The following is a 17,868-nucleotide window of genomic DNA, read 5'->3' on the forward strand; positions in this document are numbered from 1 at the left end:
CGTGTGCGAAGTCCGGTGCGGCAGCACAACAACTGGCACTGCTGGACGCGTTCACCGACGGGAAGTGCTCCGCACCGGACTTCGCACACGGCTGGTGGAAGGCGCGACGCGCTTCCCAGGCGAACGGGGAACGTCTCCAAGGCGCGCTCGGCGGTCTCTTCGACCACGTGTTCATGATCCTTGAGGACTACGCGGTCGACCCCGACCTCACGGAACCCGGCGATCTCGACGACGCCGGGCTGCGGATCGCCGTAGGCGCGGCCTGGGAGGGGTTTCGCCGCCGATGACGACACGACTGACCTTCGACGGCGGCTGGCGTGCAACGGTGACGGACGATCCGCTGCACATCACCCCCTGCTTCGGCCACTCCGTGGACATCGCGCACTTCGCGAACGTGATGGAGCGTGAGCGGTCCTCACGGACACCTTCGGCAGCTAGGACTAGCTACGGGACGCGCCCGACATCATCCGGTTCGACAAGGCAGGCCGAGAGCTGGTCAGGGCTCGATTCCACTGGCCGGAAGAGTCCGCATCCGCCGAGGAGGCCGCCTGCCTTCCCCTCACACCCGCAGTACGCGCGGGCGGGCTGCGTGCCGATGAGGTCCGGGACTTCCGGCATGAGAGGTGCGCGGTGCTGTGCCGCGCCCCCAGGGACACCCTGCTGACCTGTCTGCGCGACCTCGACGTCCTCGACGAGCCACTGGACGCCCGCATCGGCATCGCCCCTGACGTGGCGCTCCTCGTCCAGCACGGCAACGTCGTCGGCTGGAGCCTCGCCGACCCCGCGCGCCACCTCACCACCGCATACACCGACCCCGACCCCGACCCGTGGTGACTGCCAACCGAGAAGCCGCCGTACGGCTGCTCGAGCGCTCCGGCCTCGTGGAGAGTCGCAGCCCTGCCAGGTCCGGGCTCCGTGGATCGCTCGCCGGCTTGACCGGATGCTGCCTCCGCTTTACGCTCGAACCTGTACGGAGGCAGCATCCGTTTTTGCTGCGTCCGCGTACACCCGAGACAGGAGGACGCATGGCCACCAGCGGACAGCAGGGGCGCAAGCCCCGTGCGGACGTCCAGCGCAACCGTGCGACCCTCCTGGAGACCGCGCAGCGGCACTTCCTGCGGCACGGGGTCGGCACGTCCCTGGAGGCGGTGGCCAAGGAGGCGGGCGTCGGGCCCGGCACCCTGTACCGGCATTTCCCCACCCGCGAGGCGCTGCTCGCGGCGGTGCTGCAGACCCGCTCCGAGGAACTCGTGGCCCGCCAGGCGGACATCGAGCAACTCGGCGACGCCGCCGAGGCGTTGGAGCAGTGGCTGCGGGCGATGGAGGAGTACTTCAGCGCCTACAGCGGCCTTCCGGAACCGCTCATGGCCGCGGCTCGGGCGCAGGAGCCGGACAGCCCGCTCACGATTCCCTGCGACATCCTCATCACCGCCACCGACCAGTACGTGCGAGCGGCCCAGCGCGCGGGGCACGTGCGGGCGTCGGTCCAGGGGTACGACCTGTTCCTCGCGGCCTGCTCCCTTGCCTGGATCAAGGGCAACGACACCGACGAGGAGTCGCTCGGACGACTTCGCGCGCTGATCGCGAGCGGTTACCGCGAGCGAGCGGACGCCACGGCGTAACCGCACACCCAGGCGTAACCGCCGGACACCCCGGCCGGCCCGGCACGGCACGGCACGCAAGCGCCAGGCCGCTCGACCACACACAGCCGTCACCTTGCTCCGCCCTCCCGGGCGGCAGCACGACCCAGCAGAGGACAAATCATGAAAATCACCGTTATAGGCGCCGGAGCCATCGGCGGGAATCTCGCCGCCAAGCTCAGCGCGGCCGGTCACGACGTCCGAGTCGCCGACGCCCGCGGCCGTGAGGCCGTAGCGGCCGAGGTGCTGGAGTCCGGAGCCCGCGCGGTGGCCCTGGAGGAGTCGGTCCAGGGCAGCGACGTGATCGTCCTGTCGATCCCGTTCGGGGTGGCGGGGCAACTGGCGGACCTGTTCGCGTCAGTGCCCGACGAGACGGTGGTCATCGACACCGCGAACTACTACCCCGGCATGCTCAGCGAGCCGATCGAGGCGGTGGACAACGGCCAGGTGGAGAGCGTGTACACCGCCGAGCAGCTCGGCCGTCCCGTCGTCAAGGCATGGAACGCCGCACTGGCCGGCACCCAGCGCACTCGGGGCGTCCCGGCGGGAACCGCCGGCCGTATCGCCATCCCGGTCGCCAGCGACTCCGAAGAGGCGCGGAAGCTGGCGATGAGCCTGGTGGACGACACCGGCTTCGACCCCTACGACGCCGGCACACTGGCCGACTCCTGGCGCCAGCAGCCGAACAGCCCCGCCTACTGCACCGAACTGACCCTCGACGAGCTCCCCGCCGCCCTGGCCGCGGCCGACCGCGCCAAGGACGCGCGCGTCCGCGACAGCCTCCCGGAACGCTTCGCCGCCCTCGGTGCCGATCCCACCGTCGACGACGTCGTCGAGATGAACCGCGCCGCCCACCGCTGAGCAACTGAGCCACCGCCCGGCACCACCGCCCGGGACCACCACCCCGCGAGGCCACCCGCGCGCACACCACGCCACGCGAGCGGCCTCGCCGGCATGTCACCAACACCGACGCGAGCACGAAGAGCGCGTGGGCCCGCCACCTTTTGACAATTCGGAGGCAGCCTCCGTATCTTCGAAAAGGTAAACGGAGGCGTCCTCCGTTTATTCTCGCCCCATCCTCCCGAGGAGCAACCATGACAAGCCGGCAGATGGTCCTGGGCATGCAGTTCAGCGGCGGATACGGGGCCGAGCCCGGGGCCTGGCGGCTGCCGGGCGCAAACCTGAACAGCTACACGGACATGGACCAGTTCGTGCGGTACGCGCAGGCCGCCGAGCGCGGCAAGGTCCAGCTGCTGTTCATCGCGGACACCCCGGTCCTGGACATGGACCTCGACCGCCAGGCCCCGCACCACATGATCGACCCGATGCTGCTCCTGACCGTCCTCGCGCGCGAGACCGAGCGGATCGGCCTGGTCACCACCGCCTCCACCACGTTCAGCGAGCCCTACAACCTCGCCCGCCAGTTCAAGGCCCTGGACGTGATCAGCCACGGCCGGGCCGGCTGGAACGCGGTGACCACCTCCGACCCCGCGGCCGCCGCGAACTTCGGCGCGACGATCCCGCCACGCGCGGAGAAGTACGAGCGTGCCCACGAGGTCATCCAGATCGTGCAGGCGCTCTGGGGCAGCTGGGAGAAGGACGCCTTGCTGCTCGACGTCGAGAACAAGCGGTACGCCGACATGGACAAGATCCAGCCGGTCAACCTCCAGGGCAAGCACGTCGCCTCCCGCGGCCCGCTGCCCATCCCCCCGTCCGAGCAGGGCCAGCCGGTCATCTTCCAGGCGGGAGGCGGCAGTTACGGCCTGGAGATCGCGGGCCGGTACGCGAGTGGCGTCTACGCCAACCCGTACACCGTCGAGGACGCCCGAGCCCAGCGTGAGGCCCTGCGGGACGCCGCCAAGCGCGCCGGACGCGACCCGGACGAGGTGAAGATGCTCGCCGGCTTCATGCCGACCATCGCCGCCTCCCGCCAGGCCGCCCTGGAGCGGCGCCGCTTCCTGGACGAGGTCGTCGACCTGCACCAGCGCGTGCGCTACCTCGGCGCCATGATCGGCCTGCCGCTCGGCCCCGGCCGGCTCGACGAGCCGCTGACCGCCGAGCAGCTGGCCGACGCCGTGCCCAGCCCGCACGATCCGCGCTCCGCCCGCGCCCTCGAAGTGGCCCGGCAGGGCTGGACGTTGCGCGACGTGATCGCCCACGGCGTCATCGACTACCACCCGGTGGTGGCCGGCACCGCCGCCGACGTGGCCGACCACATGCAGGAGTGGTTCGAGGCAGGGGCCTGCGACGGCTTCTCGATCGCCCTGGACGGCTTCCACGACGGCTTCGACGCCTTCAGCGACCAGGTCGTCCCCATCCTTCAGGATCGCGGCCTCTTCCACGAGGACTACGAAGGCTCCACCCTGCGCGACCACCTCGGCGCCCCCGAGCAGTACGGTCTCGACCCGCGCGTCACGAAGCCGGCCCGGTCATGACCACCACCACCGAGCAACCGTCCGGCACCGAGCCCCCGCACGTGTTCCGCGACGCCATGGCCGCCGTAGCCTCCCCGGTAGCCGTGGTCACCGCGATGGACGACGGGCACCCGCACGGCACCACGGTCAGCGCCTTCACCTCCCTGTCCCTGACACCCCCGATGGTGCTGGTGTCCCTGGACAACCACTCCCGACTCCTCGCGCTCGTCCGCCGCACCGGCCGCTTCGGCATCAATGTCCTGGGCGCACACCAGGCCGAGCTCGCCACGGCCTTCGCCCGCTCGGGCCCGGACAGGTTCGACGGCATCCCATGGTCGACGAGCCAGGGACTGCCCCGCCTGCCGGGCTCGGCGTCCTGGATCGCCGCCGAGGTCCAGGAGTACGTCGCGGCAGGGGACCACACCGTTCTGCTCGCCCACGTCACCGCGGCCGAGGCGGCTACGGGCGGCCCACGCCCCCTCACCTACCACCAGCGTTCCTTCGGTACACACACCCCGCGGGCCGTCTGACCACGGATCACCAGTCACCGGTTCGCACCGCGCCGCACCGAAGGCCCTCCCGCGGCCCGTCATCAGGGCCGACAGCAAGGACACACCGACCATGAAGCTCTCCCTCGTCGAACTCGCCGGCGTCGCCCCCGACAGCGACAAACCGCAGGCCCTCAAGGAGGCCGTCGCCGCAGCACAGCAGGCCGAGGATCTCGGATACCACCGCATCTGGTACGCCGAGCACCACGACGCCGCCAGTGCCGCCTCCTCGGCCCCCGAAATCCTCATCGCCCTCGCGGCCACAGCGACTTCCCGCATCCGGGTCGGCTCCGGCGCGGTCCTGCTCAACCACTACAGCCCCTACAAGGTCGTCGAGAACTTCCTCCTGCTCGAAGCCCTCGCCCCCGGCCGCATCGACCTGGGCCTCGGCCGCGCCACCGCGGGCCCCGTCGTCGACCTCGCCCTGCGCCGCGACCGAGGGGTGCCGCCCACCGACGACTTCGCGGACCAGGTGCAGGAGATCCTCGCCCACCTCGAGGGCGGCTTCCCCACCGACCACCCGTTCGCGCGCCTCGACCCGACGGCCGGCATCCCCTCCCGACCCGAGGTGTGGATCCTCGGCTCCTCCGGCTCCAGCGCCCAGATGGCCGGACGGCTCGGCCTCGGCTACGCGTTCGCGGGCTTCATCGACCCCGGCGGCGCCATCCGGTCCCTGCTCCGCCACGGCGCCCACGCTGCCGGAAGTCGGTCCGGGCGGGGCGGAATCCTGTCCCTCAGCGTCGTGGTGGCCGACACCGACGCCGAGGCCCGGCGGCTCAGTTGGACCCGGACGGCCCTGATGGCGCGCCTGGCCCGCAACGGCACCCGTGCACAGGTGCCCACAGTCGAAGAGGCCGCGCGAGAACTCACCCAGGCGCAGAAGGACGCCCCTACGGTCATCACCGACGGACGCTGGCCCCTCCAGATCGCCGGCAGCCCACAGACCGTACGGGACCAGCTGGAGCAGATGACCAAGGCCGCCGGCGTCGAGGAGGTCATGGTCCAGGACATGGTCGCGGATCCCGCAACACGCGCCCACTCCCGCACCCTGCTCGCCCAAGTGGTGAACGGCCGGTAGGTGGCGACGCGTTCGGCTTCACCGACATGCAGGAAGCTGTGCATGTACTTGAGCGCTTCGGCCTGACCAGGCCGGCCACCGCACGGCCGCGAGTGGAGAACCTGCTTGGTGACCAGTGCCGCCGATGCCCTCGAGTACGTCGGGCCCGGTGCTGATGGAGCGGACGCCCCGCCCGCACCCAGGTCAGAGTCCCTTCGCCACCGGCTCCAGAATCGCCACGCACTCCACATGGTGCGTCATCGGAAAGATGTCGGCCTGGACGAGTCACAGAAAAGCACAGGTCAGAGCCGCCCTATCGACTCTCTGTCCAGGGTGCGGGCGCCCAGAGCGTCAAATGAGCGTCATGACCAACCGTCCATCACTCCTCTTCGGGCGGAAGAGGCCGCCACGACCAGCTCACCTGCACGAGCCCGCTCCTGCTCACTCCGGACGCAGGCTCGAACATCATGACCCGCACCGCTTCTGAGACCGCCATATTGGAGTCACGCCCTCCAGCCCACGGCCCGCCCGCACCCACGCCGAGCGACGTCTGGGGCGCAGTCGCCGAGGACCTCGCGCTGTACCGGGAGAAGTTCCGGCTCCGGCTGCCGGAGTCGCTGGACGAGTTGCACGGCCCGGCCCAGGGGGTTGTGGAGCTGCCATTGCACATGGCCCGGCCAGGGATGACTCGTACGACATGAACAAGATTCGCCAGCGCATGGGCCTGTACCGCGCTGTCCTGCACGAGGGTCTGCGGGATGACCTGCCCCGTTACCTCAACCAGGAATTGCTCCTCGAGCTGTGGCCGGTGCTGCGCACACTCGTCGGCCGTACCGCGCGCCGTGTGGGAAGACGCTTTCCGCAAGCTCGCGTCCCACACCCGGGCGGCCGCGTGACGGACATGCCGAACCTGCACACCCGGCTCCTGGCGCGAATCTGCACGTGAGGACTGGCCCTGTTTCCACAGCGGTCTCGAAATGAGGGCGACATGCAGGGCCATAATGCGCTTCCAGGAGAACCACCGACATGTTCGCGTGCCTCTTGATCTACGGTGCCATGAGTCACCTAGGACGAGGAGGGTCCGTGCAGCAGCCCCAGGCCGAGCTCGCCGAGCGGATCGCCGAGCGCAGATGGGGAGGCGACGACCCCCGTGCCCTGGTCGGCGAGATGCGGCGGTCGGTGCTGCTGGTGCCGGTGGCCGACGGGGGGTTGTGGTCGGTGCGTTCGGGCGGGGTGCGGTGGATCTGCGGGTTCACCGACGAGTCCGCGCTGGCCCGGTTCGCCCTGCATCACGGGCCCGGTGACCAGCCCATGGAGTACGCGGCGTTGCTCGGCGCGCGCATCGTGGACGAGATCGTGCCCGCGCTGGGCGAGCCGGCCGGTCTGGCCGTCGACATCGCCACCGAAACAAGCACCTGAAGCACGTGCCGGATTATGTTTACTCACCCGACCCGGCACATTGGGGTAATTTCCGGCAGTTCGAAACAGACAGCGGCTCGCGTGTCGTCGTCGAGCACACCCACGATCCGGCAGGCCCTCACTTCCATGCCGGCAAACCGAAGATTGATGACACCCGGAACCTCGTCAACTTCGGCTGGGACAACGCCAGGGTGCAGCGGCCCGACGGGAGTCTTGGATATCCGGAGTCCATGGAGAGATATGCCAAGGGAAACAAACCGGGTGGCGATCATCACCTGTTCTACGAAGGCGGCTGAATGCCGTGAGGGCCGACGAAAGGTCAGAGATCATGAACGACCGGCAGGAACCGGAGTGGCTGGACGCCCTTGGGCGCTGCGGGCTTGAGGTGACGGGGAAGGCGGCATCTGACGGCCCACCTGTGAACGCCGCCATCTATGCGGTCAGCGGATTCGAGGTGGAGCCGGTCACCGCAACCCCCGCCTCCTCCCCCCACGCCGCCGACGAACTGGACGAGGCGTGGCATCGCCATGCTGCACAAGTTTCGCTCTACGGCGAGCACGGAGAGTTCTTGATCCTCCCGCCTGTACCTGGCGGGAGCCAGGTCGGCTGGGTGCGGGTAAAAGACCCGGTCGGCAAGAACCTCCCGTCCCGTATCTGCGCGGCGACGGGTTCACCCGAGTTCATTGCCGTTTCGGTTAACGGCCGCCACCTGTGTGCCACCTCGGTCGAAGAATCCGACTACTGGGTCGTAGTGCACGAATTCTGAGGTCCGATGAGCGTCACGAGCCTCATTTCCCGGTCGGTTTGAGTGATGCGTTCAGTCGGTGTGCTGGTCAGGGCTCGGTAGATCTACCGGTACGACTACAGGAATCAAGGGACCGGCGGTCGGGTTCATCGACCCGGCATCCCAGAAGATGGTCATGCTGCACGCCGATGGCAGATTCTGGTCGGCCTGGAAACTCGGCGCCAAACAGTTCCAGGGAATCATCGACAAAGGGTTTCTGTGGTGACCGGTCCAGAACACGGAAAGTCATCGGACCTGAGGATCGTGCTCGATACGGACGGCACTTTCACCTCGTCCTGGCTGCTTGGGAAGTCGGTGGCCCCGGCGCCTGTGGGCGCGCAGATCGACGCGACGCTGGCTCGCCGGATCACGGACGGCTGCCGTGCCGCGGGGCCTCCCACATCCTCACCACGAGCCTCGCCGGCAAGCCCGGTGCCACGTCCCGGCTTCCCACCGACGCGGACTGCACGGGCATCCGCCCAGCGCTCCTGCTGGGCACATCCGATGTGCAAGGAGCCGTGCTTTATCCGGAAGAAGGCTATGCACTGATCGCGGAGACCGCCGCTTTCATGGCCGCGGCCGTCAACGAGCACCGACACAGCACGCGCACGCTTCGGCCGTCATGCGCGCGCTCTCCGGAAACGTCACCCCCGCACTCACGGCCGTGGCCACCTCTCACCCCCCGGCCAGAGGGCGTGGTCCCACCCGGGCGACGTCGACCCGGGAAGTCCTGGGGGCGCTCGAGGATCTCTTCGACCAAGTGTTCATGATCCTCGAGGGACTACCCGGTCGACCCTGAACTCGCGGAACCCGGCGATCTCGACGACGCCGGACTCCAGACCGCCGTTCGCGCGGCCCGGGAAGGCGTTTCTAGGCGCGCTGGTGACAGCCCGGAACATTGGGGCGAAAACCGTTGCGCCTCCATGAGCGTGTCTTCCACCGAACAGGACGGTTGACCGCATACGACAGAAACCATGCAACCGAGCGATCTGCCCGCGAATCCGCGCCGGCGAAGTCCGCTACAGGGGCACGTGCGTACCGGAACGTGATCAACGCAACGCGCGCGTTGGCACCGTGTAGCGGACGCAAGCCGGCTTTGCCCATCCGATGCGTCGGCTCAGCGGGGCGGCAGCGGCCCCAGCTGAGGCGGGGCGTGGCGACTCCCGCCCCTCCGCTGCGGCGGCCGTCACCCTGACATCGCATCAGAACAGGCGTCGAATGAGCGTCAGCCCGTGAAGAGAGACTTCCTGTCCTAGCCGCCCCCCTGCTACGCCACCTCGCGTACCGTCTCCCGAAGCGGCAGGTCAGTGACCATCTGAGGGCGGAGACAGAAGTGCCGGGCGCTCCACCTCCTGGTTTCTGGGATACACGTGGGAGTGCGTCCAAGACAAGCCTACTGACCAGCAAACCCGCAGGTCAGTTACCCTTCGCGACCGGTTCAAGGATCGCGACACACTCCACGTGGTGGGTCATCGGAAACAGATCGAACGCCCTAAGAGTCCGCACCCGGTACCCCCCGTCCCGGAAGTACCCCAGGTCCCGGGCCAGCGCGGCGGGGTCGCAGGCGACGTAGGCGATCTTCCGCGCCTTCAGGGACGACAGGTGCTCGACCGTCTTGCGGCCCGCTCCCGCTCGCGGCGGGTCGAGGACGATCAGGTCGACCTCGCTGATCCCCGTACGCGGGAGCACGCTCTCGACCTTGCCCTGCTCGATCCGCACGCGGTCGAAGCCGGCGAGGTTGTGGCGGGCGTCCTCGACGGCGCGCTTGCCGGACTCGATGCCGAGCACCGCGCCCTTGTCGCCGAGGCGGTCGGCGAGGGCGCCCGCGAAGAGGCCGACGCCGCAGTACAGGTCGAGCGCCATGTCGCCCTTGCGCGGCAGCAGGCCCTGCATGACCGCCTTGACGAGGGTGTCGGCGGCCTGCGGGTGGACCTGCCAGAAGCCGCCGCTGCCGACGCGGTACGTCCGGCCGTCGGCGCGCTCGCGCACGAACGCGCGGCCGTGGACGCGGTGGATGCCACCGTCGTGCTCCTCGACGCGCATCACGGAGACGGGCTTGTCGAGTTCGACGAGGGGGAGGCGGGCGCCGGGCCGGGGTTCGAGGATCACCATGCGGTCCTGTGATCCCGTCGCCGCGATGGCGTCGACGGAGACCATGCCGCTCCAGTCCCGCTGCTCGATGCCCAGCTCGCTGACGCCCTCGGCGGCGATCATGCAGTGCTCGATGGGCTCGACCTCGTGCGAGCGGTGGCGGCGCAGTCCGGCGTTGCCGTCGGCGTCGACCGCGTACTGCACGCGCGTGCGCCACTGCGGAACCTGGCCCGGCGGGAGCTTGTCGCCCTCGGCCGGCATCACGGTGCCGTCCCAGCCGGCTTCCTCGGGCGTGAGGCCCGCGAGCCGCTTGAGCTGCTCGGTGATCACCTCGCCCTTGAGCCGGCGCTGGGCGCCCGGCTTGGCGTGCTGCCAGTCGCAGCCGCCGCAGCGGCCGGGTCCGGCGTACGGGCAGGGTGCCTCGACGCGGTCCTTCGACGGTTCCAGCACGCGCACCGCGTCCGCGCGCAGGAACCGCGCGCCTTCCTCGCCGTCCGTCACCCGGGCCACGACCCGCTCGCCCGGCAGCGTGTGCCGGACGAACAGCACCTGGCCCTCGGCGGTGCGGGCGATGCAGTGGCCGCCGTGGGCGACGGGGCCGACCTCGACCTCGTACTCCTCGCCGACGAGGGAGCGTGCCGGCGAGTCCGCCTGCGGGTCCGCCTGCGAGTTCTTCGGTTCTGCCTGCATGGCGGGGTGACTCCACTACTCGAACGAGGTACGGCCGGACAACAGCCCACCAGTCTACGTGGCTGCTGTCCGGCCGCTCACCATGATCAGGTCAGGCCTGGGGACCCGGAGAGTCCGGTCCGGGCGTGTCCGGGGAGCCTGCCGAACCCTTGCCGGACGCCTCCTTCGGGCGCCCCTCGCCCGCGGGACCACGCCGCACGGAACCCGGAGCGTTCCACTCCTGCCGCTTGCGGGCCCGCTTCTTGGCCACCTCGGAGGACTGGAGCTGGTACGGCACCGAGGTCACCATCACGCCCGGCGTGAACAGCAGCCGGCCCTTCAGCCGGAGCGCGCTCTGGTTGTGCAGCAGCTGCTCGTACCAGTGGCCGACCACGTACTCGGGGATGATCACCGACACGGCATCCCGCGGCGACTCCCGGCGCAGGCTCTTGACGTACTCGATGACCGGCCGCGTGACCTCGCGGTAGGGCGAGTCGAGGACCTTCAGCGGTACGTCGATGCCGCGCCGTTCCCACTCCGCGCGCAGCGCCTTCGTCTCGGCCGGGTCGACGTTGACGGTGAGCGCCTCCAGGGTGTCGGAGCGCATCAGCTTGGCGTAGGCGAGGGCTCGCAGCGTCGGACGGTGGATCTTGGAGATCAGCAGCACCGAGTGGACGCGCGAGGGGCGGACGCTGTCGTCGCTGGGTCCCTCGGGTGCGGCCAGTTCGTCGGAGACGCCGTCGTAGTGGCGGCGGATCGCGGACATGACGCCGTAGAAGATCACCATGCCGAGCAGGGCGACCCAGGCGCCGTGGGTGAACTTGGTGACCAGGACGACCACCAGGACGAGGCCGGTGAAGAACGCGCCGAAGGTGTTGATCGCCCGGGAGCGGACCATGCGGCGGCGCTCGGCCGGGTCGGTCTCGGTCGCCAGGTGGCGGTTCCAGTGCCGGACCATGCCGGTCTGGCTGAGCGTGAAGGACACGAACACGCCGACGATGTACAGCTGGATCAGCCGCGTGGAGTCGGCGCCGTACAGGACGATCAGCAGCGACGCCGCGCCCGCGAGGAGCACGATGCCGTTGGAGAACGCCAGGCGGTCGCCGCGGGTGTGCAGCTGGCGGGGCAGGTAGCGGTCCTGGGCGAGGATCGAGCCGAGTACCGGGAAGCCGTTGTAGGCGGTGTTGGCCGCCAGGAACAGCACCAGCGCGGTGGCCGCGGCGAGGACGACGAAGAGGAAGGTGTCCTTGCCGAAGACGGCCTCGGCGACCTGGCTGATCACCGGGTTCTGGACGTAGTCGGAGCCGACCGCGACCCCGTTGCTCAGCAGGTCCACGGCCGGGTTCTCGGCCATCCGGACGTCGGTGACCAGGGCCAGCACGATGATCCCGCAGAACATGGTGACGGAGAGCAGCCCCATCGCGGCGAGGGTCGTCGCCGCGTTCCTGGACTTGGGCTTGCGGAAGGCGGGCACGCCGTTGGAGATGGCCTCCACGCCCGTGAGCGCCGCACAGCCGGAGGAGAACGCGCGCAGCATGAGGAAGAACAGGGCGAATCCGGCCAGGCCCTGGTGCTCCGGCTTGATCGTGTACTCGGCGGTCGGCGCCCGCATGTTGTCGTCCAGGACCAGTCCCCGGAACGCGCCCCACGCGACCATGGTGAAAACGCCCGCGACGAACACGTACGTCGGAATGGCGAAGAGCTTGCCGGACTCCTTGACGCCGCGCAGGTTCATCAGCGTCAGCAGGACGACGACGGCGACCGCGCAGGCCACCTTGTGCTCGATGACGAAAGGGATCGCGGAGCCGAGGTTCTCGATGCCTGAGGCGATGGAGACGGCCACGGTCAGGACGTAGTCGACGAGCAGGGCGCTCGCGACGGTGAGGCCGGCCCTGGGGCCGAGGTTGGTGTTGGCCACCTCGTAGTCGCCGCCGCCGCTCGGGTAGGCGTGGACGTTCTGCCGGTAGGAGGCGACCACCGTGAACATCAGCACGACGACCGCGACGGCGATCCACGGGCTGAAGTGGTAGGCCGACAAGCCCGCGATGGACAGGACCAGCAGTACTTCCCCGGGCGCGTAGGCCACGGAGGACAGCGGGTCGGAAGCGAAGACGGGTAGGGCGATGCGCTTCGGCAGGAGCGTTTCTCCGAGCCGATCACTGCGCAGTGCGCGCCCGATCAGAATCCGTTTGGGCACGTCGGTCAGTTTGGACACAACTGAGCATCGTAGGCCTTCGAACAGGGGCTCGCCCACCCTCCCCCGGGCTCAGTCGGGTGACAGAGTCGCCACGGCCCCGGCGCGCAGGCGTTCCGTCTGCCTCACGGGTGAATTCAGCCACGGCGCGGCTGCGGATTCCAGGGCAGCGCCGATCGCCATGCCTATATGACAATTCCCGTCCGCTGCCGCCCCATCGGAGGTTCCATGCATACGACCGCCGAGCTGATCGGAGCCGTCGGCACCCTCGTCGGCCTCGGAATCCTCACCCTCCTCAGTCTCTGGAGCATCAGCCGTCGCTGAAACCGTCAACCGTGCACAGGGGTGCCCTCCGCGGACCGCGCGTGTGTAGCTTGGGCGGCGGTCTGAGACCCTGTTACAGCCAAGTCAGCAACACTTGACCTCGGAAGGACGGTCGTGCACATCGTCATCATGGGCTGCGGCAGAGTGGGTTCCGCTCTCGCCCAGACCCTGGAGCAGCAGGGGCATACGGTCGCCGTCATCGACCAGGACCCCACCGCCTTCCGACGTCTTGGCTCCTCGTTCGGTGGCCGCCGGGTCACCGGGGTCGGCTTCGACCAGGACACCCTGCGCGAAGCGGGCATCGAGGAGGCCGGGGCCTTCGCCGCCGTCTCCAGCGGCGACAACTCCAACATCATCGCCGCCCGCGTGGCCCGCGAGATGTTCGGCATAGAGAACGTCGCCGCCCGTATCTACGACCCCCGTCGCGCCGAGGTCTACCAGCGCCTGGGCATCCCGACGGTGGCCACGGTCCGCTGGACGGCCGACCAGATGCTGCGCAGGCTGCTTCCCGCGGGTTCCGAGCCGCTGTGGCGTGATCCCACCGGCGGCGTCCAGCTGGCCGAGGTCCACGCCTCCGCCTCCTGGGTAGGGCACAAGATCAGCAGGCTTCAGGAGGAGACAGGCGTCCGCGTCGCGTTCCTCACCCGCCTCGGCGAGGCCATCCTGCCCAGCTCGCAGACGGTGCTGCAGGAGGGCGACCTGGTGCACGTCATGATGCGCACCGATGACGTGGAGAAGGTCGAAGCCTCGTTCGCCGAGGGCCCCAAGGAGGACGGTCACTGATGAGGGTCGCCATTGCCGGAGCCGGCGCAGTCGGCCGCTCGATCGCGGGCGAGCTGCTGGAGAACGGCCACGAGATCCTGCTGATCGACAAGGCGCCGACCGCCATCTCGGTGGAGCGCGTCCCCCAGGCGGAGTGGCTGCTGGCCGACGCCTGTGAGATCACCTCCCTCGACGAGGCGGCCCTGCAGCGCTGCAACGTCGTGATCGCCGCCACGGGCGACGACAAGGTCAACCTGGTCGTCTCCCTGCTCGCGAAGACGGAGTACGGCGTCCCGCGCGTCGTCGCCCGGGTGAACAACCCGAAGAACGAGTGGCTGTTCAACGAGTCCTGGGGAGTAGACGTCGCCGTCTCCACCCCGCGCCTGATGTCGGCCCTGGTGGAGGAGGCGGTGAGCGTCGGCGACCTGGTACGCCTGCTCCGCTTCAGTCACGGCGACGCCAACCTCGTCGAGCTGACCCTCCCCGAGGAGTCCGCACTGGCCGGCACTCAGGTCGGCGACGTGGAGTGGCCGGAGGACACCTCCCTGGTGACCATCATCCGCGGCACCCGGGTCCTCACCCCGTCCCGCGAGGACTCCCTGGAGGCAGGCGACGAGCTGCTGTTCGTGGCCGCCCAGGCCCGAGAGGAACAGTTGGAGGACCTGCTGTCGGTACGCCGCGAGAGCTGATCCTTTCAGCGCTGCCCGGCGTTTGAGGAAGAGGCGCGGAGCGCCGACAGCAGGCCAGGGAGCACAGAACAGGGCCTGGGAGCAGAGCCCCCGGAAACGGGGTGGGTAGGGGCGGCGGGGACGAAATCTCCCCGCCGCCCCTAGCCGTCAGGCCGACCGCCGCCGCACCCCGATGCCACCCGTCCCGCCGATGCCTACCCGTCCCGCCGATGCCGCGGACCGGCGTCCGCGGACTCCGGCCCCGTGGGACCCTTCAGCTCGGCGGCCTTCAGTTCCGCGGCCTTCTCCTCCGCCTCCATCTCGGCGAAGACATCGATCGGCGCGGGCGCCTTCGCCAGGAACACCCAGGTCAGCCACACGGCCAGCAGGAACGGCGGAATCTTCAGCGCGATCAGCACCCACCCGAGCTGAGTGGTGTCGGCCCACCAGTACAGCGGGAAGAGAATCGCGCACTTGGCGAGGAGGATCAGCCCCCAGGCATAACTGGCCTTCGCGTACGCCTTCTTGCGGCCGGGATTGCGGGTCCGCCAGGAGAGGTTCTCCTTGAACACCGGCCCGAGGATCAGCCCGAGCAGCGGAACCCCGCACAGGGTCGTGATGATGTACGCCATCGACAGCCCCAGCGTGTAGAGCATGCCGGGCAGGTAGAAGTCCTTCGCGTTGCCCGTCATCATCGCGAACACGACACCGAAGGCGACACCGAAGACACCGCTGAAGGCGTGCTTCACGGTGTCCTTCATGGCCAGGCGGACCACGACCAGGACCAACGACACCGCCAGCGCGGCGATCGCCGACATGTGCAGGTCTTTGTTGATCGTGTAGATCGTGACGAACAGCAGGCCGGGCACCACCGTCTCGACCATGCCCCGCACTCCGCCGAACGCCTCGAACAGCGCGGCCTCCGTCACCGCCCGCGCGTCGTCCTGCTGAGTGTCTTCGGTCGGCTTGTCGAGCGACGTCACCGGCTACTCCCTACCAAGGGGTCTCAGTTCGTACTTGGGGTTGAACAGCACCCGGCGGCCCCGGCTCAGCGAGATCCGGCCCGATGCTATGAGCTTGCGCCCGGGCTCTATGCCCACGATGGAGCGTCTGCCCAGCCACACCACGTCCAGCGCGGCGGAGCCGTCGAACAGCTCGGCCTCCAGCGCCGGGACTCCGGCCCGCGGCCGCAGGGTGACCGTGCGCAAGGTACCAGTAACCGTCACGACCTGGCGGTCCTGGCAGTCTCCGATCCGCGTGCAGCCCGCGGTCTCGGCGTCCTCGCGCAGCTCCTCGGACTCCAGGTCCTCCTGCGAGGAGGAGAGCCGATCGAGCATGCGCCGGAACCGGCCGGCCGGCTTCTCGGAACGAGGGACAGCACTCATACCTGAAGCGTACCGGGACGCCCCTCCGGGCCCGAACCCGCGTGCCGACGCTCACCTGCCCCTCCCCCAGCCGGTCCCGGCCCTTCGGTGGCACGCACATCTCGTGGCTCACTTCTCGAATCGGTACCCCATCCCCGGTTCCGTGATGAAGTGCCGGGGATGCGACGGATCGGCCTCCAGCTTTCTGCGCAGCTGCGCCATGTACACCCGCAGGTAGTTCGTCTCCGTCCCGTACGACGGTCCCCACACCTCCTGGAGCAGCTGCTTCTGGCCGACCAGACGGCCGGTGTTGCGCACCAGCACCTCCAGCAGATGCCACTCGGTGGGAGTGAGCCGTACGTCCTTTCCGTCTCTGTTGACCTTCTTGGCACCCAGGTCGACCGTGAACCCGGCGGTCTCGACCAGGGCATCGTCCTCTCCCCCGCCCGCGGGTTCGGCCCGGCGGACGGCGGCCCTCAGCCGGGCCAGCAGCTCGTCCATGCCGAAGGGCTTGGTGACGTAGTCGTCGGCGCCGGCGTCGAGGGCTTCGACCTTCTCGTCCGAGGAGTGCCGGGCGGACAGCACCAGGATCGGCACGCGGGTCCAGCCGCGCAGCCCCTTGATCACTTCGACGCCGTCCATGTCGGGCAGTCCCAGGTCGAGCACGATCACGTCCGGGTGCCGGGCGGCGGCGAGCCGGAGCGCGGTGGCCCCGTCGTGTGCCGCGTCGACCTCGTACTTGCGGGCTTGGAGGTTGATCACGAGGGCGCGCACGATCTGCGGTTCGTCGTCGATCACGAGCACCCTCGTGGCGCTCTGCGGGGTCCCCCCGGTCGAGCTCATGAAGCCTGCCTTTCTGGTGGTGCGGGGTGTTCCTGGGGTCGACCGCCGGCGGTGGGGGGCGCAAGGCCGGTGGACGGCCCCGGCCGGGCCGCGCCCCGGTCCTCGGCCGCACGCACGGTGAGCACCATGGTCAGTCCCCCGCCCGGTGTGTCCTCGGCATCGAGCGTCCCGCCCATCGCCTCGGCGAAGCCGCGCGCGACCGCCAGGCCCAGGCCCACCCCGGCTCCCCGGGGAGCGTCACCGTATCGCTGGAACGGCTCGAAGATCCGCTCCTTGGCGTCGTCGGGCACGCCCGGCCCACGGTCCACGACTCGGACCTCGACCCGGCCGGCGAGGGCACTGGCCGACACGAGCACGGGGGTACCCGGCGGGCTGTACTTCACCGCGTTCTCGACGAGGTTGGCGACCGACCGCTCCAGCAGTCCGGCGTCCACAGCGACCATCGGCAGCGTCTCCGGGACGTCCAGCGTCACGCTGCCCGCCGGGACCCCGCCGAGCGCCATCGGCACGACCTCGTCCAGATCGGTCTCCCGGATGATCAGCGTGACGGTGCCGGTCTGGAGGCGGGACATGTCCAGGAGGTTCCCGACCAGGTGGTCGAGCCGGTCGGCGCCGTCCTCGATGCCTTCGAGCAATTCCGCCCGGTCTTCCTCGGACCAGGCCACGTCGTCGGATCTCAGACTCGACACCGCCGCCTTGATCCCGGCCAACGGGGTGCGCAGGTCGTGGCTGACGGCGGCCAGCAGAGCCGTACGGATCCGGTTGCCCTCAGCGAGCGTGCGGGCCTGGTCGGCCTCCTCCTGAAGGCGCCGCCGGTCCAGCACGACGACCGCCTGCGCGGCGAAGGCGGCCAGCACCCGCCGGTCCTCCGCGGGCAGCACCCGCCCGGTGAGTGCCAGTGCCAGACGGTCCCCGACGGGCACGTCCACATCGGCGTCCTCCGGCCGCTCCACGGGAGGCCCGGCGCCGACCCGGCCCGCGCAGGTCCACGGCGCCAGCTGGTCCCCACGCTCCAGCAGGGCCGCCGACTCCATGCCGAAGGTCTCCCGGACCCGCTCCAGCAGCGCCTCCAGGCTGGTCTCGCCGCGCAG

At 69.6% G+C, this 17,868-nt stretch carries 17 protein-coding genes and 2 pseudogenes; 13 read left to right on the forward strand and 6 right to left on the reverse strand.

The features are described from left to right. The 11 genes and pseudogenes from BZL64_RS16365 to BZL64_RS16415 form a co-directional block, all read left to right on the forward strand. Nucleotides 1-287: pseudogene (locus BZL64_RS16365) on the forward strand (colicin immunity domain-containing protein); the annotation flags it as partial. A gap of 343 nt (nucleotides 288-630) precedes the next feature. Then, nucleotides 631-834, forward strand: coding sequence for a hypothetical protein (locus tag BZL64_RS16370; protein ID WP_086769925.1), 204 nt, complete (start codon nucleotides 631-633; stop codon nucleotides 832-834). 191 nt (nucleotides 835-1,025) lie between these two features. After that, the gene (locus tag BZL64_RS16375; RefSeq protein WP_086769926.1) at nucleotides 1,026-1,622 is read left to right on the forward strand and encodes a TetR/AcrR family transcriptional regulator; all 597 of its coding nucleotides are present in this window, start codon (nucleotides 1,026-1,028) and stop codon (nucleotides 1,620-1,622) included. A 141-nt stretch (nucleotides 1,623-1,763) separates the two neighbouring features. After that, nucleotides 1,764-2,501 carry an NADPH-dependent F420 reductase gene (locus BZL64_RS16380; protein WP_086769927.1) on the forward strand — a complete coding sequence of 246 codons (738 nt, stop codon included), beginning with the start codon at nucleotides 1,764-1,766 and terminating at the stop codon, nucleotides 2,499-2,501. A gap of 233 nt (nucleotides 2,502-2,734) precedes the next feature. Beyond that, nucleotides 2,735-4,075 carry an NtaA/DmoA family FMN-dependent monooxygenase gene (locus tag BZL64_RS16385; RefSeq protein WP_086769928.1) on the forward strand — a complete coding sequence of 447 codons (1,341 nt, stop codon included), beginning with the start codon at nucleotides 2,735-2,737 and terminating at the stop codon, nucleotides 4,073-4,075. After that, entirely contained in the window at nucleotides 4,072-4,584 is a 513-nt protein-coding gene (locus tag BZL64_RS16390) for a flavin reductase family protein (RefSeq protein WP_086769929.1), read from the forward strand. The genes BZL64_RS16385 and BZL64_RS16390 overlap by 4 nt, the downstream gene beginning before the upstream one ends. A gap of 91 nt (nucleotides 4,585-4,675) precedes the next feature. After that, a complete protein-coding gene (locus tag BZL64_RS16395; RefSeq protein ID WP_086769930.1) occupies nucleotides 4,676-5,680 on the forward strand; it encodes an MsnO8 family LLM class oxidoreductase in 1,005 nt (334 codons plus the stop codon). A 676-nt stretch (nucleotides 5,681-6,356) separates the two neighbouring features. Beyond that, a complete protein-coding gene (locus tag BZL64_RS42180) occupies nucleotides 6,357-6,605 on the forward strand; it encodes a hypothetical protein (protein WP_391006799.1) in 249 nt (82 codons plus the stop codon). A gap of 221 nt (nucleotides 6,606-6,826) precedes the next feature. Then, nucleotides 6,827-7,066: pseudogene (locus BZL64_RS16405) on the forward strand (hypothetical protein); the annotation flags it as partial. Nucleotides 7,067-7,083: 17 nt separating this feature from the next. After that, nucleotides 7,084-7,374, forward strand: a complete 291-nt coding sequence (locus BZL64_RS16410; protein ID WP_244205361.1) for an HNH/endonuclease VII fold putative polymorphic toxin — start codon at nucleotides 7,084-7,086, stop codon at nucleotides 7,372-7,374. 32 nt (nucleotides 7,375-7,406) lie between these two features. Continuing rightward, complete coding sequence (locus BZL64_RS16415) at nucleotides 7,407-7,844, forward strand: PH domain-containing protein (protein ID WP_086769938.1); 438 nt, start codon at nucleotides 7,407-7,409, stop codon at nucleotides 7,842-7,844. A 1,434-nt stretch (nucleotides 7,845-9,278) separates the two neighbouring features. On the opposite strand, the gene BZL64_RS16420 is transcribed toward BZL64_RS16415, so the two are convergent. Together BZL64_RS16420 and BZL64_RS16425 are read right to left on the reverse strand one after the other, a co-directional pair. Continuing rightward, nucleotides 9,279-10,643, reverse strand: coding sequence for a class I SAM-dependent RNA methyltransferase (locus BZL64_RS16420; protein WP_086769931.1), 1,365 nt, complete (start codon nucleotides 10,641-10,643; stop codon nucleotides 9,279-9,281). A gap of 91 nt (nucleotides 10,644-10,734) precedes the next feature. Next, entirely contained in the window at nucleotides 10,735-12,837 is a 2,103-nt protein-coding gene (locus BZL64_RS16425) for an APC family permease (protein ID WP_086769932.1), read from the reverse strand. Nucleotides 12,838-13,254: 417 nt separating this feature from the next. On the opposite strand from BZL64_RS16425, the gene BZL64_RS16430 reads away from it, so the two are divergent. Both BZL64_RS16430 and BZL64_RS16435 read left to right on the forward strand, forming a co-directional pair. Next, entirely contained in the window at nucleotides 13,255-13,923 is a 669-nt protein-coding gene (locus tag BZL64_RS16430) for a potassium channel family protein (protein ID WP_086769933.1), read from the forward strand. Continuing rightward, on the forward strand, nucleotides 13,923-14,591 hold the full coding sequence (locus tag BZL64_RS16435) for a potassium channel family protein (protein WP_086769934.1): 669 nt from the start codon (nucleotides 13,923-13,925) through the stop codon (nucleotides 14,589-14,591). Before BZL64_RS16430 ends, BZL64_RS16435 begins: the two co-directional genes overlap by 1 nt. A gap of 194 nt (nucleotides 14,592-14,785) precedes the next feature. Here the strand turns inward: BZL64_RS16435 and BZL64_RS16440 are convergent, their stop codons facing one another. The 4 genes from BZL64_RS16440 to BZL64_RS16455 form a co-directional block, all read right to left on the reverse strand. Beyond that, nucleotides 14,786-15,553, reverse strand: a complete 768-nt coding sequence (locus BZL64_RS16440) for a DUF3159 domain-containing protein (RefSeq protein WP_086769935.1) — start codon at nucleotides 15,551-15,553, stop codon at nucleotides 14,786-14,788. Between the two features lie 3 nt (nucleotides 15,554-15,556). Further along, a complete protein-coding gene (locus BZL64_RS16445) occupies nucleotides 15,557-15,955 on the reverse strand; it encodes an OB-fold nucleic acid binding domain-containing protein (RefSeq protein WP_086769936.1) in 399 nt (132 codons plus the stop codon). A 108-nt stretch (nucleotides 15,956-16,063) separates the two neighbouring features. After that, nucleotides 16,064-16,777 (reverse strand): response regulator, encoded by a 714-nt coding sequence (locus BZL64_RS16450; protein WP_086769937.1) that lies wholly within the window; start codon nucleotides 16,775-16,777, stop codon nucleotides 16,064-16,066. Beyond that, a partial coding sequence (locus BZL64_RS16455; RefSeq protein ID WP_244205362.1) for a sensor histidine kinase occupies nucleotides 16,774-17,868 on the reverse strand: 1,095 nt, incomplete at its 5' end. The genes BZL64_RS16455 and BZL64_RS16450, both read right to left, overlap by 4 nt.

Origin of the sequence: Streptomyces bobili (genome assembly GCF_002154575.1) — a bacterium.
Lineage (GTDB): Bacteria > Actinomycetota > Actinomycetes > Streptomycetales > Streptomycetaceae > Streptomyces > Streptomyces bobili.

Coding starts and splice junctions, on each gene's coding strand:
- BZL64_RS16385 (WP_086769928.1), top strand. CDS start 2,735: ATGACAAGCCGGCAGATGGTCCTGGGCATGCAGTTCAGCGGCGGATAC.
- BZL64_RS16435 (WP_086769934.1), top strand. CDS start 13,923: ATGAGGGTCGCCATTGCCGGAGCCGGCGCAGTCGGCCGCTCGATCGCG.
- BZL64_RS16415 (WP_086769938.1), top strand. CDS start 7,407: ATGAACGACCGGCAGGAACCGGAGTGGCTGGACGCCCTTGGGCGCTGC.
- BZL64_RS16395 (WP_086769930.1), top strand. CDS start 4,676: ATGAAGCTCTCCCTCGTCGAACTCGCCGGCGTCGCCCCCGACAGCGAC.
- BZL64_RS16375 (WP_086769926.1), top strand. CDS start 1,026: ATGGCCACCAGCGGACAGCAGGGGCGCAAGCCCCGTGCGGACGTCCAG.
- BZL64_RS16420 (WP_086769931.1), bottom strand. CDS start 10,643: ATGCAGGCAGAACCGAAGAACTCGCAGGCGGACCCGCAGGCGGACTCG.
- BZL64_RS16380 (WP_086769927.1), top strand. CDS start 1,764: ATGAAAATCACCGTTATAGGCGCCGGAGCCATCGGCGGGAATCTCGCC.
- BZL64_RS16445 (WP_086769936.1), bottom strand. CDS start 15,955: ATGAGTGCTGTCCCTCGTTCCGAGAAGCCGGCCGGCCGGTTCCGGCGC.
- BZL64_RS16450 (WP_086769937.1), bottom strand. CDS start 16,777: ATGAGCTCGACCGGGGGGACCCCGCAGAGCGCCACGAGGGTGCTCGTG.
- BZL64_RS42180 (WP_391006799.1), top strand. CDS start 6,357: ATGAACAAGATTCGCCAGCGCATGGGCCTGTACCGCGCTGTCCTGCAC.
- BZL64_RS16390 (WP_086769929.1), top strand. CDS start 4,072: ATGACCACCACCACCGAGCAACCGTCCGGCACCGAGCCCCCGCACGTG.